Below are 16455 nucleotides of genomic sequence, written 5' to 3' on the forward strand. Positions count from 1 at the left end.
GCGCGACCACAAGGAAGCGATATCGTCAGTGATCGTGATCGCTGTCGATATCGAACCCGTCTTCGCCCTCACGGACCAGCTTGACCAGTTCGTCGCGCTTGATCTTCTTGTCCTTGACCTCGGCCAGTTCGACGACGAAGTCGACGACCTTGTTTTCAAAGATCGGAGCGCGCAGGCCGGCAAGAGCGTTGGGGTTCTTGCGGTAATAATCGTAAACCTGCTGTTCCTGGCCGGGGAAGCGCCGGACTTCGGCGATCAGCGCCTGCTGGTGCTCTTCGTCGGACACGGTGATCTCGTTGACATTGCCGATTTCGGCAACGACCAGCCCGAGGCGCACGCGGCGCTCGGCGATCTTCTTGTAGTCTTCCTGAGCCTTTTCCTCGGTCGTGCCTTCGGATTCGAAGGTCTTGCCGTGATGTTCGACCTCATGCTTGACCCGATTCCAGATCGCATCGAACTCGGCATCGACGAGCTTGGCGGGCACGTCGAACTTGTGGCCCTCGTCCAGCGCGTCCAGAACGAGTCGCTTGACCCGCTGCTGCGAGAGATTCTTGTTCTGGGTCTCGATCTGCTCGCGGATCGCCGTCTTGAGCGCGGCGAGATCCTCAAGACCCAGCGTCTTGGCGAACTCGTCATTGAGCTCCACATCGGCCTTGGGGCCATCCACGTGCAGCACGTTGACGTCGAACTCGGCCTTCTTTCCGGCCAGTTCCTCGTTCTGGTAATCCTTGGGGAAGGTGACCTTGATGGTCTTGTTGCCGCCCTTCTTGATCCCGACAAGCCCCTCTTCGAAGCCCGGGATGAACTGGCCCGAACCAACGATCAGGTGCGTGTGGTCGGCAGAGCCGCCCTCGAAGGGCTCACCGTCGATCTTGCCGACGAACGAAAGACCGACGCGGTCGCCATCTTCGACAACGCCCTCATCGCCCTTGTCTTCATACTGCCGGTTCTGCTTGAAGAACTTTTCGACTTCCTCGTCGACTTCCTTGTCAGTCACTTCAACGACCGGCTTTTCGAGCTTGATGGTCTTGAAATCCATCAGCGTGACCGGAGGCAGCACTTCATAGGAGACCGAAAATGCTAGATCGCCCTCGCCGTCGAGCACACGGTTGATGAGCGCCTGGTCTTCACTGAGATCGATTTCCGGCTGGGTTGCCGCCTTCTCCGAGCGCTCTTCGAGCGTCTTGGAAACCGTCTCGTTGATCGAATCCTGAAGCACTTCGCTCATCAGCGAACGGCCATAGACCTTTTTCAGATGCGCCGTCGGCACCTTGCCGGGGCGGAAGCCCTTGAGCTGCACCTTGCCCCGAACCTCGTCGAGCTTTTCGTCGAGTTTCGATGCGAGCGCCGTCGCCGGAATGGTCACATCGAGCTTGCGGCGCAGCCCTTCGTTCAGAGTTTCAGTCACGTTCATTTTGCGTATCGATCCCGTATTTTCGTAAATCGTGTTTGGAGGCCGGCGCGAATTTGGTGCGGGTGAGAGGAGTCGAACCTCCACGCCTTGCGGCGCTGGAACCTAAATCCAGTGCGTCTGCCAGTTCCGCCACACCCGCGCATCTCGTACGCCGGGCGCCGAGTTGGCACGCGTCCTAGCCCAACTTCTCTTTACAGTCAAAGCCTCATTGGTTCGCAGGCGGCCTTCCCCGCGTGTTTGCGCGCGACGCCACCCTGTTCCATGATGCCGACGGGACCCACCGTTAGCACGACCCGCAATATGCACAATAATTCGGCAATATGCCCACATTTTACCCAGTCCATTCCGCTTCAGTGCGAGAATCCGGTTTTGCTTTTCCCCGTAAATCATTGATTTTAAACTCGGGTGATGATCGAAATTCCGACTGGCATAACCCATGCATTCAATGGGCCAACCGGTCCCGAACATGAGGAGACGTGGACATGAAAAAGATTGAGGCCATCGTCAAACCCTTCAAGCTCGATGAGGTCAAAGAAGCCCTCCAGGAAGTTGGGTTGCAAGGCATCACAGTGACGGAGGCCAAGGGATTCGGGCGTCAGAAGGGCCATACCGAGCTCTATCGAGGCGCCGAATACGTCGTCGATTTCCTGCCCAAGGTCAAAGTCGAGGTCGTTGTACCGGACCAACTTGCCGACAAGGCGATCGAGGCGATCCGCAACGCGGCGCAAACGGGTCGCATTGGTGATGGCAAGATTTTCGTTTCGACGGTCGAACAGGCCATTCGAATCCGCACGGGCGAAAGCGGAGACGAAGCCCTCTAACCGGGCTTCGTGAAACCAAGTCAGGCGCGCGACAAACTCCTCCCGGACTTTAGAGCGCAGGCATAAACTTCAAACACCAATATCTGGGGATCTATTATGAGCTCAGCAAACGATCTTATGAAAAAGATCAAGGACGAAGGCATCAAATACGTTGACCTTCGCTTCACCGACCTGCGCGGCAAGCTTCAGCATGTCACCATGGACGCGTCGGTCGTCGATGCCGACATGTTCGAGGAAGGCGTCATGTTCGACGGCTCCTCGATCGCTGGCTGGAAGGCCATCAATGAATCCGACATGGTCCTGATGCCCGACAACGATTCGGCCTATGTCGATCCGTTCTTCTCGGCGCCGACCCTGTGCGTGAACTGCGACATTCTCGAGCCCGCCACCTACCAGCCCTACAATCGCGATCCCCGCTCCATCGCCAAGAAGGCCGAGGCTTTCGTCAAGACCTCCGGCGTCGGCGATTTCGTCGGTTTCGGTCCCGAGCCCGAATTCTTCCTGTTCGACGATGTGAAATACTCGACCTCGACCTACAAGGTCGGTTTCCAGGTCGATTCCTCCGAACTCGGCTCCAATTCGGATGCCGATTACGAAGGCGGCAACACCGGCCACCACATCGCGCTCAAGAAGGGCTATTTCCCGGTTCCCCCCGTCGATAGCGCCCAGGACATCCGCGGTGAAATGCTCGAAGCTCTCGCCGCCATGGGCGTCGTTGTCGAAAAGCACCACCACGAAGTGGCTTCCGCTCAGCACGAACTCGGCATCAAGTTCGCGCCGATGATCACCGCTGCCGATCACGTCCTGCTCTACAAGTACGGCGTCCAGCAGGTCGCCCAGTCCTACGGCAAGACCGCAACCTTCATGCCCAAGCCCGTCTATGGCGATAACGGCTCGGGCATGCACTGCCACCAGTCGATCTGGAAAGACGGCAAGCCGCTCTTTGCCGGCGACGAATATGCCGGTCTGTCGATGGAATGCCTTTACTACATCGGCGGCGTCATCAAGCACGCCAAGGCCATCAACGCCTTCACCAACCCGACCACCAACTCCTACAAGCGTCTGGTGCCGGGCTTTGAAGCTCCCGTTCTGCTGGCCTATTCGGCCCGCAACCGGTCCGCTTCGTGCCGCATCCCCTTCGGGCAGAGCCCCAAGTCCAAGCGCGTCGAAGTCCGCTTCCCCGATCCGCTTGCCAACCCCTATCTCGCCTTCACTGCGCTGCTCATGGCAGGCCTTGACGGTATCAAGAACAAGATCCACCCCGGCGACCCGATGGACAAGGATCTCTACGAACTGCCCAAGGAAGAGCTCCAGGGCATCCCCACCGTTTCCGCCTCGCTGCGCGAAGCGCTGGAAAGCCTCTCGGCCGACCGCGACTTCCTCAAGGCCGGCGGCGTGATGGACGACGACTTCATCGACTCCTACATCGACCTCAAGATGGAAGAAGTCATCAAGTTCGAGCACACCCCTCACCCCGTCGAGTACGAAATGTACTACTCGGCCTGAAGCCACGACGGATCGCAAATGGAAAGGGCTCTCTCGGGAGCCCTTTTTTGCTTTGGGGGACCGCGCGGCTCTTACCCCTGCCCCCACCTCCCGGTTTGTTGATCGTCATCCCGTCCACGACGCCCCAGAAAAGCCCATCTTGCTGCACACATCGCCCTGACACATATCCATTGCTGCGCGGGGCATTCATTCCATGACGATTTCGACCTTCCTGCGCCCCGCCCGGGCGCTGACCATGGCCGCCGCCATATCCTTCCCCCTCGCCGCCTGGGCACAGGAAACCACATCCCCCGACCCGCTGACGACCGTGCTGGACGCCGCCGAACGCCTCGAACCGCTACGCACCGTCACCATTTCCCTGGACGGCGAAATCATCGCCGATCGCGGCTATAACGGTTATACCTCCAGCGATCCCACCAACATCAAATCGGCGTCCAAGGTCATCGTCACCACAATGATCGGCATCGCCATCGACAGGGGGCTGCTCGAAGGCCCCGACCAACCGGTCGCCGAACTGCTCGCCGATGATTTGCCCTCCGATCCCGACCCGCGCCTCGACGAGATCACCCTGAGCCACCTCATGTCGATGCAGGCGGGCCTCGAGGCGACGTCCGGCGCCAATTACGGACGCTGGGTCGCCAGCTCCAATTGGGTCCGCTCTGCCCTCGCCCAGCCCATGGTCGCCGAACCGGGCGGGCCCATGATCTATTCGACGGGCTCCACCCACTTGCTCTCGGCCATCCTCACCGAAGTCGGCGGTGCCTCCACACGCCAGCTCGCCCGCGACTGGCTCGGTCCCATCGATGGCTTTGCCATCACCGGCTGGCATCAGGACCCCCAGGGCGTCTATTTGGGCGGCAACGAGCTCGCCATGACGCCACTCTCGCTCCTGGCGTTCGGCGAAATGATCCGCAATGGCGGCGTAGTCGACGATGGCGAGCGGATCGTCTCGGAAGGCTGGATCGACCAATCCTGGCAACAGCGGACCACCTCCCGCTTCGGGGGGCACGGCTATGGATATGGCTGGTTCCTCGCCGAGCTTGGCGGCCACGACGTCTCCTACGCGTGGGGCTATGGCGGCCAGATGCTCTACATCGTCCCCGACCTCGACCTGACCGTCGTCATGACCTCGGACCCCAACAGCCCATCGGGTGGCAACGGCCATCGCGATCGCCTGCAAGATTTGCTTGCCGACATCATCGGCATTTATGGTGCAGGCTCGCAGGAGTAGTCGCCCCGACCACCCCGTTACCTTCCCCGGGCACGTTCACGGAACCGTGATGCCGCGTGGACGTAACCATCTTCGATGTTCCAACGAATGAGTGACCGGGTGCCCAAAGCGGCACCTTCGATCCCCAAAGGAAGGACATTGCAATGAACCGCAACATAGCCTCAGTCGCTCTCGCCGCATCGCTGGCGACGGCTCTCGGAACCGCCGGCGCTGCCCCGGCCATCGCTCAGGACGATATGGTCAAGTGCTATGGCGTCTCGCTTGCCGGCCAGAACGATTGCGCGGCCGGCCCCGGCACCACCTGCGCCGGCACCTCTACCGTCGATTATCAGGGCAACGCCTGGACACTGGTGCCCTCGGGCACATGCGAGAACATGGAATTACCCGGCGATCGCATGGGCAGCCTCGAAGCGCTCGAACGCGACATCCCCGCCTGAGCCGCACCCATCGGAGCGCGGCGCTGTCCGCGCTCCCCTCGCCAAACGACCGGGAGGCCATGATGACCCGCTACAATACGCTCCCCCAACAGGCCGGCGTGGGCCTCAAGCCCGAGCATTACGGCGAAATTCTTCAAAGCCGTCCGCCTGTCGGCTTTTTCGAGATCCATGCCGAAAACTACATGGGAGATGGCGGCGCGCCGCATCGTTATCTTGCTGCCATCGCCGAGACCTATCCGCTTTCCCTGCACGGCGTCGGCCTGTCGATCGGCGGCGAGACCGATCTCGACCGCGCCCACCTTGCCCGCCTCAAGCATCTCATCGAGACCTACAGGCCCGCTTCGTTTTCCGAGCATCTCGCCTGGTCGACCCACGAAAGCGCCTATCTCAACGACCTGCTGCCGCTTCCCTACACGCCCCAGACCCTCGATCAGGTTTGCGCTCACGTCGATGACGTCCAGCAAACGCTTGGCGTCCCCATGCTGCTCGAAAATCCGTCGACCTATCTTCTGTTTGAACAAAGCACCATCGATGAGGTCGATTTCCTCGCCGCCATCGCCGAACGGACCGGCTGCGGCCTGCTGCTCGACGTCAACAACGTCATGGTCTCATCGGTCAACCACGGCTGGGATCCCAAGGGTTATGTCGATCGCTTCCCCATCGAGTTCGTCGGTGAAATCCATCTCGCCGGCTATGACGAAACGCTCGACAGCGCCGGCGCCCGCCTGCTGATCGACGCCCATGGTTCGGCCGTCCGGCCCGACGTCTTCGATCTCTATGTCCATACGCTCGGCCGCACCGGCCCCATCGCCACACTTGTGGAATGGGACAATGACGTGCCCGACTTTCCCACATTGATGAGCGAAGCTCGCATGGCTCAGGCCGCGCTCGACAAGGCCGTCCCCGGCACGAGGAGCGCGGCACAATGAGCGCGCAGAACCGCTTTGCCCAGGCGGTGCAGGACCCGGCCAGCGCCCTGCCCCAGGGCCTGACCAGCAAGGGCGGGCAGAACGATCCGCTGCGGTTCGCGGTCTATCGCAACAATGTTCACGTCAGCCTCGTAACCGCCCTGACCAGAGCATTTCCCGTCGTGCGTGCGCTCGTCGGCGAGGAGTTTTTCGCCGCCATGGCCCGCGTCTTTGTCGCCCAGACCAAACCTTCATCGCCCATGCTGTTCCAATATGGCGAGAACTTCCCCGATTTTATTGCCGATTTCCCGCCGGCAGCCTCCCTGCCCTACCTCTCCGATGTCGCCCGGCTCGAATGCGCATGGACCCGCGCGTACCACGCCGCGGACGATCCCATCCTGACGGTCAATGCGCTCGCCGGCCTGCAGCCGTCCAACCTCCTTCAGTCCCGCCTTGCCCTGCATCCTGCTTGCGCGCTCATAACCTCGCGCTTTCCCGTCGGCTCCATCTGGCACGCTCACCGCCAGTCGCCGCCTGCCGCGCTCGGATCGGCCGGCCCCGAGACGGTGCTGATTGCCCGCCCCGGCCTCGACGTCGTCGTAACGGTCTTGCCCCACCAGGACACCGACTTCGCCCGCGCCATAATGGCTGGCGCCACCGTGGGCGACGCGGCGACAGCATCGGCCAACAATGCAGATTTCGACCTCGGTTCCGCCCTTGTCGGGCTGGTTTCGCTGGGCGCTTTCAAGCCATCGAAAGGGAATAAGGCATGACACTGCGTTCGATAATCGCCAGAAGCGAAGCGCTCATCGCCAGCCTTCCCGCACCCTTGGTTCTGCTCGTCTTGCGCATCGCGCTTGCCGTCCCCTTCTTTCGGTCCGGTCTGACCAAATGGGACGCGCCCCTCGTGCTCGCACCGAGCCAGGCGTTCCTGTTCGGACAGGAATTCCGGCTCCATATTCTCGGAAATGCATACCCCTACCCCTTCCCCACCCTTGCCGCCTATCTCGCCGCAACCGGCGAAATCGTTCTGCCCATCCTTTTGGTCCTGGGACTGGGCACGCGCTTCGCGGCCTTGGGGATTTTGCTGATGACCGCCGTAATCCAGCTCACCGTCCCCGAAGGGTGGGCAAACTTCCACCTGCCCTGGGCAGCCATGGCTCTGGCCCTCATGGCCTACGGAGCCGGTCGTCTGAGCGTCGATGGCCTGCTTGCCAACCGGACGCCGGCAATGACACCGAAAGGCTCCCATGGTTGAAAGGCCTGGCGGTGCTGGCCTCGACAATACCAACCGCCCGTCTATGGAGCCGGAGCCACCGAGACCGTTTGCGTCGGGGCCGCATATTTGCTCGGCGCAACGCCGACAAAGCGGGAAAAGGCAACGCTGAAGGCGCTGGCCGAACCATAGCCGACGCGTCTGGCGATCTCTTTCATTCCCCCTTCCTTGCGGCGGAGCATGTCCTTGGCGAGCGCCATCCGCCACGACAGCAGATATTCCATGGGCGCCATGCCCGTCTGCTTCTGGAACCGGTCGAAAAATACCGACCGTGACAGAATGGCTGCCGACGCCAGTTCCTCGACCGTCCACGCCTTGGCCGGGTTCTCGTGCATCTGCCGAATTGCTGGGCCGAGATGCGGATCGGCAAGCCCCCGCAACAGCCCCGGCGTTTCCAGTCCGGCCGCATCTGATCGCAACGCCTCGATCAACAGAAGCTGCAATTGCCTTTCGAGCACAATCTCCTTTGCGGGCCTGTCGCCTTGGGCTTCATCACGGATCATTTGCACAAGGGCCGTCAACCGCGCCTGCCCCCGCACATGCAGCATGCACGGCAGAAGTGCGAAGATCAGCGTCGTATCGGGTGACCCGAAGTCCAGCCGCCCGATCAACACGCGCATATTGGGCATGCCGGTTGGATCGCCATGTCGCGTTTCGTCACCGAGCTTGGTAACCCGAAGCGGGTCGCCGTCGTCGTCGGGTCTCTCGGCGTTGCTCGACATGGTGAAGCGATAGGCGGCTGGAATGAGGACAAAATCGTTCTCCGCCAACTCAACGTCCGGCTGTCCATTGATGGATAGCCTTGCCGATCCTTCCAGGACGACCGCAAAGACCGGACTTCCGTCGCCCGCCCCGTCCACGCGCCAATTGCCCGACCCGCTCGCCGCCTTCGAGAAGGGCAGGCTCGGCTGAAGCATGCTGACGATTTCGGCAAGAGGATCTATCAAATCGGACGCTCTCTAACGCAATCAGGATCTTCCATTATAGCGCGTCCCGAACTGGCGGTCCACATAAGTGGCGCGACAACGCCATGAAAGGAATTCCCATGAATACCGTGCTCATCACCGGCTGCTCATCCGGCTTTGGTCTCGATACCGCAAGATATTTTCTCGATCGTGGCTGGAAGGTCATCGCAACCATGCGCTCGCCACGCAGTGATCTGCTGCCGGCATCAGACAGACTGACCCTGCTGCCCCTTGACGTCACCAGTGACGAGAGCGTTCGCAATGCGGTCGAGGCAGCCGGACCGATCGACGTGCTCGTCAACAATGCAGGGATCGGCTGGCTCAACGCCCTTGAAGGCACACCGATAGATGTTACCCGGTCTGTCTTCGAGACAAATACGCTGGGAACCATGCGCATGATCGACGCCGTCCTGCCCCAGTTCCGGGAGAGAAAGGCTGGCCTCATCATCAATGTGACCTCGAGCGTCACCATGAAGCCGCTGCCGCTCCTTTCGGTCTATACCGCCAGCAAGGCAGCCGTGAATGCCTTCACCGAATCCCTGGCACTGGAACTTGCGCCATTGGGGATCGCGGTCAAGATCGTGCTGCCCGGCGCCGCGCCGGACACGAGCTTTGGCAGCACCGCACTGTCGCGCCTCGAAGAAACCGGCGGCTTTCCAGCGCCCTATGCCGCGTTCGCCGACGGCGTAATCGCCGCCATGCGGACCCCCGAGGCGCCAAAAACCCTGTCCTCGGATGTCGCTGAGGCCATTTGGTACGCTGCAAATGAGGCGTCGGCCCCGATGCGCATTCCGGCGGGCGCCGACGCGATTGCGCTGGCGCAATAGGCCAAGGGCCAGCCCTACGATAAGACGCCCGATGCGGACTCAATTGGCTCCGCATCGGGCGAACTCGCCCCCCTCAGGGCCTCTGCCATCAAACCCCCATCGCCGCAAAGAACCCTTCGGGATCGTCAGCCTCGATAAGCCACCCCTTTTCGATCACCAGGAACCGGTTGGAGACCTCGCGCACAAAGGCGCGGTCGTGCGAGACCAACACGCAACTGGCATCGTGCTCGATGATCTCGGCAGCAAGCGCCTCCTGCCCGGCGATGTCGATATGGTTTGTCGGTTCGTCCAGCAGGTAGAAATTGGGCTCCATCAGGCGCAGCGCCAGCAGTCCAAGCCTTGCCCTTTGGCCGTGGGACAGAAGTGCACCGGGGGTCCAGTGGGCGTCAGGGTCGATTCCAGCCGCCGCCAGCAGGCTTCGCGTCCGCTGATCGCCCTGCCCCAGCGCCGATATGAAATCGAACGGGCTGAGCTTTTCCGGCACGAAATCGAGTGCCTGATCCATATATCCGACCACCAGACTTGGCGTCGCCTTGATGCCTTCGATACCCTCGCCCGCCATCAGAACGCGCCTCAGCATACTGACAAGACTGGTCTTTCCTGTTCCGTTTCGTCCCAGAAGAACAATTCTATCGCCTTGAAAGATATGCAGTTTCGGGATCGAGAACAGCTTGCGCCCATCGGGCGCCGCCACCGTCAGCTCCTCGATCGAAACCAGCACCTTGGCGTGCGTGCCACGATTGGCCAGCCGGATATCCCCGCTGCGCTCCTTGTGTAGTATCTTGGCCTGCGCCTCGATTTTCTCGGCCCGCTCGCGAAGCTGCTTTTGCTTTTTCTGCAAAAGATCGCTGCCGGAATTGATGCCGATGTTTTTCAGTTTTGCCGATTGCTGGCGAAGCTGGCTCGCTTCTTTCAGGTCGCGCTCGCGCTTGGTCGCGTCGCTCGCGTCCTCCTGCTCCAATGCTTCACGCGCCCGGCTGTAGGCTAAGGGAAAATACCGAGAGGTTTCGGGCCGCAGGAACAGCGTGCGATTGGTCACCGCGTCGAGAAAGCTCCGGTCATGACTCGCCATAATGACCGGCACATCACCGATTCCCATAAACCACTGTTCCAACCGCGCAATTTTTTCCAGATCGAGATGATTGGTCGGCTCGTCGAGCACCAGAATATCGGGATCGGACACCCAGGCCCGCATCAGCAACATAAGCCGCTGCCAGCCCCCGCTCAGCGCTCGCACCGGCAAATTGCGTATGTCCTCGGGCGTGGAGAGCGTATCGAGCACCACATCGACCCGCCAGCTTTCGCTCTCCAGCGTTTCCGCGTCGAGCCCGGTAGCAACGGCATCGAACAGGCTGAAATCAAGCAGCTTTTCGGGCACTGCCTGCGGCACCATCCCGATCCGCGCCCCGCGTGAAAGCGTGATGTCACCACGCGTAAGCTCGTTCTCGCCGACAAGGCATTTAAGCAGGGTCGTCTTCCCGGCCCCATTGCCGGCGACGATCCCGACCCGGTCGCCCGAGCCGATCGTAAGAGTCAAATCGTTGAAAAGATTGGTTTTTGCCGTGTAGCCGGCGGATTTAAGGGCAATCGTCGTCATTTCGGTCTCGAATATCCGGGGCGGCATAAGCCACCCAATTCTGCCAGACCGCATGATGTCATGCGGTCGCGGTCAGGGCAGACGCGTACGGAATTCGAATGCGAAATGTCCGGTGACGGTCAGCCCTGCAACATCTGCTGCAGGGCATGAACAGGGCCACGCTGACGATGGTGACGCCAGATCTCGATCACGCAGCCCTCCTTTCCGATTCCAGAAACGCAAAAATTATGCACTGCCCCTCGGGGCGGCGCAAGGCTCAGTTTGCCGTACGCGGAGCGTATTTCGCCGCCAGCATCATTGCCGCCTTGCGGTCGATATCGGCGTATTGCAGCACGGTGTCGGTCAGATAGCCCTGCGCTTGCATCTGCACGCCATGCGCCTCGATGATTGCCCGCGCGTGGATCGGCTTGAGCGTTTCGCGATAGTCGCGCGGCGCCGCGTTTTTCCCGCTCGCCTTGTGTGTCTCTGCCAGAAGCCCGGCAGCGGTCGTAAGGCTTTTCTCGGTCACCGGAATCTTCATATGCGCCGCCAGCGCCTTGAGTTCCCTGACCGGGTCGGACCGCAAATCCTCGAACCGTATGGCGTGAACTTCGGGCTGCCGCTTGCCGATCCAGCTCGCCACATTCTGGCTCCACGACCCTTGCGGTTCCGATACCCGGGTCGCGCCGCCCCGCACCCGCCGGTCGACCGTCATCATTGCCTCTATGACCCGCATGGGCTGCATTCCACTCGCATCGACAAGCGCCGCGGCGACATCGAGTGGAGAACGAACGATATACGTTCCACCGGCCGAAACCTTCGTATTGAAGGTCGGATGCCCGAAAAACGTGCCGCGCACCGCATGCGTGCGCACCACTGGCAACCCCCGCGTGTCGCGTGAAAGCAGCTCATGCACCTGCGGCCGCGCCGCTGCCACCTCCTCCTCGGCCAGATCGCCGGCATCCTTGCCGGTCACTTCCTTGTAGAAGCGCCCGTGGGAATCGAGGGGTATGATATTGTCGATATTGCGCATATCGATCCGCTTTGGCGGATTGGGTTGACCCAATGCGATCATCAGGAAAATCGCCGATCGCACCCAATTGCCGCCCGAACGCGGATAGGAGGCAACGAAATAAAGCGGACGGATGGGCTTTGCCTGCTTGTCGGACACGGCGGACTCCTGAAAACTGTCCGCATTAGTTATCTGCCGCGCAAGGCCCGCGCAACAGCGCCACAGGCATCAGGCGAGAAAAAACACCATCGCCATGCCGGGCAGCAGAACGCTTTTCGGAAGGCAAAGGTGGGCAAGCCGGTACGCAGAACTCTTCAATCCGGCCTGCAGCCACCTGAACACTTCGTGCCCTGCCCCGGACACCTGATACGCATCGCCCCGGGCAATTGGTGCACGCATACGGCAACTCCAAACACATGAACCGTATGGATATTTTTTATCGCAAGGGGCTTAAAAAAGTGCTGATAAGGGGCAAACCGAACGTAAACCGAGCCGTGATTTTGAACGCCCTAAGTGTCCCAGGATGAGATAACGACGCGCGGCAAGGAGTGCTGCGGCCTGGTTCCAAACCTGTTGAAACACCTTGGAATCTGTGGTGTTTCCGCTCATACAAGCCGCCATATGATAGACCGGAATATTATCTGATTCGTCCGGCAAGAATTTTGAGGCCCATGACCGACGACAACGATCTTTTTGGCGTCACGCCCCCTCCACCCGCCGCGGAGCCGGAGCGCCCCGCCCGGTCGCGCGAGACTGCGCCCGCGAGCTCCTATACCGCCGCCGATATCGAGGTGCTCGAAGGTCTCGAGCCGGTGCGCCGCCGGCCGGGCATGTATGTGGGCGGCACCGACGCCAACGCGCTGCACCATCTGTTCGCCGAAGTCATCGATAACTCCATGGACGAGGCGATCGGTGGCCACGCCAATCGCATCGAGGTTCATCTGGGTGAAGATGGCTATGTTACCGTGACGGACAACGGCCGCGGCATTCCCGTCGACGCCCATCCCAAGCGCCCGCATCTGTCAGCGCTCGAAGTCATCATGACCACCCTCCACGCCGGTGGCAAATTCGATTCCAAGGCCTATGAGACCTCGGGCGGACTGCATGGCGTGGGCGTTTCGGTCGTCAACGCGCTGACCGACGATCTCATCGTCGAGGTCGCGCTGGACCAGACCCTCTATCGGCAGACCTATTCACGCGGCAAGCCAACCTCGCAGCTCGAGAATATGGGCCGCGTCAACAACCGTCGCGGCACGACCATCCGGTTCCATCCCGACGCCCAGATCTTTGGCAATTCGGCACGATTCAGCCCCGACCGGCTCTTCCGCATGACCCGCGCCAAGGCCTATCTCTTCGGCGGCGTCGAAATCCGCTGGTCCTGTGATGAGTCACTCGCCACCGATGACGTTCCGGCCAAGGCGGTTTTCCACTTTCCCGGCGGGCTGCGCGATTTCATCGAGCGGCGCATCGAGGGAAAGACCCGCATTCTCGACGACGTGTTCTCTGGCAAGGTCGGCAAGCCCGGCGGCCACGGATCGGTCGAATGGGCCATCTCCTGGTATATCGGCGACAGTTTCACCTCGTCCTACTGCAATACCGTGCCCACCCCCGATGGTGGCACCCACGAAGCCGGGCTGCGCACCGCGCTTCTGCGCGGCCTGAAAAACTACGCGGAAATGACGGGGAACAAGCGTGCCTCGGTCATCACCTCCGAGGACGTTCTGGGCCATTGCGGCTCCATGCTCTCGGTCTTTGTCCGCGAGCCTGAATTCGTCGGTCAGACCAAGGACAAGCTCGCTTCGGGCGAGGCCACCCGCATCGTCGATAACGCCATCCGGGACGCCTTCGATCACTGGCTGACGGCATCGCCCAACCAGGCCAACAAACTGCTCGAATGGACAATCGAGCGCGCCGAGGACCGCCTGCGTCGACGCAAGGAAAAGGAAATCGACCGCAAATCGGCAACCCGCAAGCTGCGCCTGCCTGGCAAGCTCGCCGATTGCAGCCAGTCCGCTGCCCAGGGTGCCGAACTGTTCATCGTCGAAGGCGACAGCGCCGGCGGCAGCGCCAAGCAGGCGCGAGACCGTGCAAGCCAGGCCGTGCTGCCTCTGCGCGGCAAGGTGCTCAACGTCGCCGGCGCCAGCCGCGACAAGCTCGCCGCCAACCAGCAGATCGCCGATCTCATTCAGGCGCTGGGCTGCGGCACGCGCGACAAATACCGCGAGGACGATCTGCGCTATGACAAGATCATCATCATGACTGACGCCGACGTGGACGGCGCCCACATTGCATCGTTGCTGATGACCTTCTTTTATCAGGAGCTGCCGGCTCTTATCGAAGGCGGCCATCTCTATCTCGCCCTCCCCCCGCTTTACCGGCTGTCTCAAGGCGCGAAAACCGCCTATGCCATGGACGACGCCCATCGTCTGAAGCTGATGGAGGAAGAATTCACCGGACGCGGAAAGGTCGAGGTGACGCGCTTCAAGGGTCTTGGCGAAATGCCTCATGCCCACTTGAAGGAAACGACGATGAACCCCAAATCAAGGACACTGCTTCAGGTCCGGGTCGTTTCCGATCGCACCGAGACCAGCGACACGGTCGACCGCCTGATGGGAAACAAACCCGAAGCCCGCTTCGAATTTATTTCCGAAAAAGCAGCCTTCGTAACCGATGTCGACGTTTGAGCGTTCACGATCGAACCGCTGTTAATCTTGATGGCCAAATCAAGATTGACTTGAACCCAAGGTAGTTTATGGTCCCGCTCGTCAGAGGCCATACCCGTTCGCTTGCACGCTCCGCGTGCAGGTTTGAGCCAAGTGTGGATGAAAGTGTACCGATTTCCGCTGGCGACACGTCGAGAAAGAACGAACCGGCAGCCCGCCTCACTGCTTCTTTATTCTCTGACCCGAACATGATGGACACCCGATTTGACTGTTGAATTCTCCGAGCTCGGCTTGGGCGACAAGGTCACCGAAGCGGTCGCCGCAGCCGGCTATACCAAGCCAACCGATATCCAGGCTCAGGCCATTCCCCATGTCCTTGAAAAAAAGGATCTTATAGGGATCGCCCAGACCGGAACCGGCAAGACGGCTTCATTTGTGCTGCCGATGCTCTCCCTGCTCGAAAAGGGTCGGGCGCGTGCGCGCATGCCGCGAACACTCATTCTCGAACCAACGCGCGAACTCGCTGCTCAGGTTCACGAGAACTTTGAAAAATACGGCAAGAACCATCGCTTGACGGTCGCATTGCTGATCGGCGGCGTATCGTTTGAGGACCAGAACAAGAAGCTCGATCGCGGCGCCGACGTCCTGATCGCCACTCCCGGTCGCATGCTCGATCATTTCGAGCGTGGACGCCTGTTGCTCACGGGTGTCGATATTCTCGTCATCGACGAGGCCGACCGCATGCTCGACATGGGTTTCATCCCCGACATCGAGCGCATCTGCTCCCTCCTGCCGCCGCGCAGGCAAACCCTGTTCTTCTCGGCCACCATGCCGCCTGAAATCCAGAAGCTGACACAGCGCTTCCTGCGCGACCCGGTCAAGGTGGAGGTGGCGCGCCAGAATTCGACCGCCGACACCATCGAGCAGGTCCTGCTCAAGGTCGGCAAGACCCCTGCCGAAAAGCGGGCAGCACTGCGCGACCAGATCCGCGCGGCCAAGGATCTCAAGAACGCCATCATCTTCTGCAACCGCAAGCGCGATGTCGCGACGGTGGCCCGTTCGCTCGAGCGACATGGCTTTGATGCGGGCGCGCTGCATGGCGACATGGATCAGAAGTCCCGCACCGAAACCCTCGATCGTTTCCGTTCAGGCTCCCTCGCGATCCTTGTGGCATCCGACGTCGCCGCCCGCGGCCTCGATATTCCGGCGGTCAGTCACGTCTTCAATTTCGACGTGCCCACCCACGCCGAGGATTATGTGCACCGAATCGGCCGCACCGGTCGTGCCGGACGCTCTGGAACGGCGATCACGCTTATTGCTCCGGGCGAGACCAAATATGTCGACGCCATCACCAAGCTGATCCAGCGCGACATAGCCTGGGCCGACGCGCCCGCAGCCGCTTCGCCATCCGCGCCGGCGGGCGAGGAGGCCCCCGAAGGCGGCCGCAAGCGCGGTCGGCGTACGCGCAACAGGGACGAAAAGCCCGCAGCCGAAAAGCCGCAGCCCAAAAAGGCGGCAGAGCAGGCAGGGCGGCCACACCGCGAACACCCACGTCGAGCCAACAACGACGATGGTCCGGCGAGCTTTAAATCGGAGGGGCACATTCCGGCATTTCTGCTACGCCCCGCCGGCAAGCGAGCTTGATCGCGACGACGCACACCGGGCCGAAGTCTCCGCCCGTCTTGTACTCGTACTCCTGTTCACATCCTTCAAACGGGCCCGCTTTGGTAATTTTCGTCTGGACAGCCGCATTTAGACGCTCTAGCTAATCAGCGGTTCCATGCTGGGGGGCTTTGGAAGCGTTCGGAACTCTGCAATC

15 protein-coding genes and 1 tRNA gene are annotated in these 16455 nt (G+C 61.0%); 10 read left to right on the top strand and 6 right to left on the bottom strand.

Features of this window, described 5'->3' with window-relative positions; all coding sequences use genetic code 11:
* Positions 1 to 25: 25 nt before the first annotated feature.
* Positions 26 to 1414: a trigger factor gene (gene tig / locus KKY_RS07320; protein ID WP_014130679.1), complete on the bottom strand. Its 1389-nt coding sequence runs from the start codon at positions 1412 to 1414 to the stop codon at positions 26 to 28.
* A gap of 54 nt (positions 1415 to 1468) precedes the next feature.
* Positions 1469 to 1553: transfer RNA gene (locus KKY_RS07325), tRNA-Leu, on the bottom strand.
* A 343-nt stretch (positions 1554 to 1896) separates the two neighbouring features.
* Between KKY_RS07325 and KKY_RS07330 the strand changes: the two genes are divergently transcribed.
* The 7 genes from KKY_RS07330 (at position 1897) to KKY_RS07360 (ending at position 7575) form a co-directional block, all read left to right on the top strand.
* Entirely contained in the window at positions 1897 to 2235 is a 339-nt protein-coding gene (locus KKY_RS07330) for a P-II family nitrogen regulator (protein WP_014130680.1), read from the top strand.
* A 96-nt stretch (positions 2236 to 2331) separates the two neighbouring features.
* Positions 2332 to 3741: a type I glutamate--ammonia ligase gene (glnA, locus tag KKY_RS07335; protein ID WP_014130681.1), complete on the top strand. Its 1410-nt coding sequence runs from the start codon at positions 2332 to 2334 to the stop codon at positions 3739 to 3741.
* Positions 3742 to 3934: 193 nt separating this feature from the next.
* The gene (locus KKY_RS07340) at positions 3935 to 4972 is read left to right on the top strand and encodes a serine hydrolase domain-containing protein (protein ID WP_014130682.1); all 1038 of its coding nucleotides are present in this window, start codon (positions 3935 to 3937) and stop codon (positions 4970 to 4972) included.
* Positions 4973 to 5115: 143 nt separating this feature from the next.
* The gene (locus tag KKY_RS07345; protein ID WP_014130683.1) at positions 5116 to 5409 is read left to right on the top strand and encodes a BufA1 family periplasmic bufferin-type metallophore; all 294 of its coding nucleotides are present in this window, start codon (positions 5116 to 5118) and stop codon (positions 5407 to 5409) included.
* Positions 5410 to 5471: 62 nt separating this feature from the next.
* Positions 5472 to 6338, top strand: coding sequence for an MNIO family bufferin maturase (bufB, locus tag KKY_RS07350; protein WP_014130684.1), 867 nt, complete (start codon positions 5472 to 5474; stop codon positions 6336 to 6338).
* Positions 6335 to 7090 carry an HvfC/BufC N-terminal domain-containing protein gene (locus tag KKY_RS07355; RefSeq protein WP_014130685.1) on the top strand — a complete coding sequence of 252 codons (756 nt, stop codon included), beginning with the start codon at positions 6335 to 6337 and terminating at the stop codon, positions 7088 to 7090. Before bufB ends, KKY_RS07355 begins: the two co-directional genes overlap by 4 nt.
* On the top strand, positions 7087 to 7575 hold the full coding sequence (locus tag KKY_RS07360) for a DoxX family protein (RefSeq protein WP_014130686.1): 489 nt from the start codon (positions 7087 to 7089) through the stop codon (positions 7573 to 7575). The genes KKY_RS07355 and KKY_RS07360 overlap by 4 nt, the downstream gene beginning before the upstream one ends.
* A gap of 41 nt (positions 7576 to 7616) precedes the next feature.
* On the opposite strand, the gene KKY_RS07365 is transcribed toward KKY_RS07360, so the two are convergent.
* Positions 7617 to 8540 (bottom strand): AraC family transcriptional regulator, encoded by a 924-nt coding sequence (locus tag KKY_RS07365; RefSeq protein WP_014130687.1) that lies wholly within the window; start codon positions 8538 to 8540, stop codon positions 7617 to 7619.
* Between the two features lie 98 nt (positions 8541 to 8638).
* On the opposite strand from KKY_RS07365, the gene KKY_RS07370 reads away from it, so the two are divergent.
* The gene (locus tag KKY_RS07370) at positions 8639 to 9385 is read left to right on the top strand and encodes an SDR family oxidoreductase (RefSeq protein ID WP_014130688.1); all 747 of its coding nucleotides are present in this window, start codon (positions 8639 to 8641) and stop codon (positions 9383 to 9385) included.
* Positions 9386 to 9473: 88 nt separating this feature from the next.
* Here the strand turns inward: KKY_RS07370 and KKY_RS07375 are convergent, their stop codons facing one another.
* From KKY_RS07375 to KKY_RS20485, 3 genes are all read right to left on the bottom strand, one after another.
* Positions 9474 to 10982: an ABC-F family ATP-binding cassette domain-containing protein gene (locus tag KKY_RS07375; RefSeq protein ID WP_041529219.1), complete on the bottom strand. Its 1509-nt coding sequence runs from the start codon at positions 10980 to 10982 to the stop codon at positions 9474 to 9476.
* Positions 10983 to 11238: 256 nt separating this feature from the next.
* Positions 11239 to 12132 carry a sulfotransferase domain-containing protein gene (locus KKY_RS07380; RefSeq protein WP_014130690.1) on the bottom strand — a complete coding sequence of 298 codons (894 nt, stop codon included), beginning with the start codon at positions 12130 to 12132 and terminating at the stop codon, positions 11239 to 11241.
* Between the two features lie 69 nt (positions 12133 to 12201).
* The gene (locus KKY_RS20485) at positions 12202 to 12372 is read right to left on the bottom strand and encodes a hypothetical protein (RefSeq protein ID WP_014130691.1); all 171 of its coding nucleotides are present in this window, start codon (positions 12370 to 12372) and stop codon (positions 12202 to 12204) included.
* Positions 12373 to 12644: 272 nt separating this feature from the next.
* On the opposite strand from KKY_RS20485, the gene parE reads away from it, so the two are divergent.
* Both parE and KKY_RS07390 read left to right on the top strand, forming a co-directional pair.
* Positions 12645 to 14657, top strand: a complete 2013-nt coding sequence (gene parE / locus KKY_RS07385; protein ID WP_014130692.1) for a DNA topoisomerase IV subunit B — start codon at positions 12645 to 12647, stop codon at positions 14655 to 14657.
* Positions 14658 to 14900: 243 nt separating this feature from the next.
* Entirely contained in the window at positions 14901 to 16280 is a 1380-nt protein-coding gene (locus KKY_RS07390; RefSeq protein ID WP_014130693.1) for a DEAD/DEAH box helicase, read from the top strand.
* Positions 16281 to 16455: the final 175 nt, after the last annotated feature.

This window comes from Pelagibacterium halotolerans B2 (genome assembly GCF_000230555.1).
In the GTDB taxonomy this organism is placed as follows: Bacteria; Pseudomonadota; Alphaproteobacteria; order Rhizobiales; family Devosiaceae; genus Pelagibacterium; species Pelagibacterium halotolerans.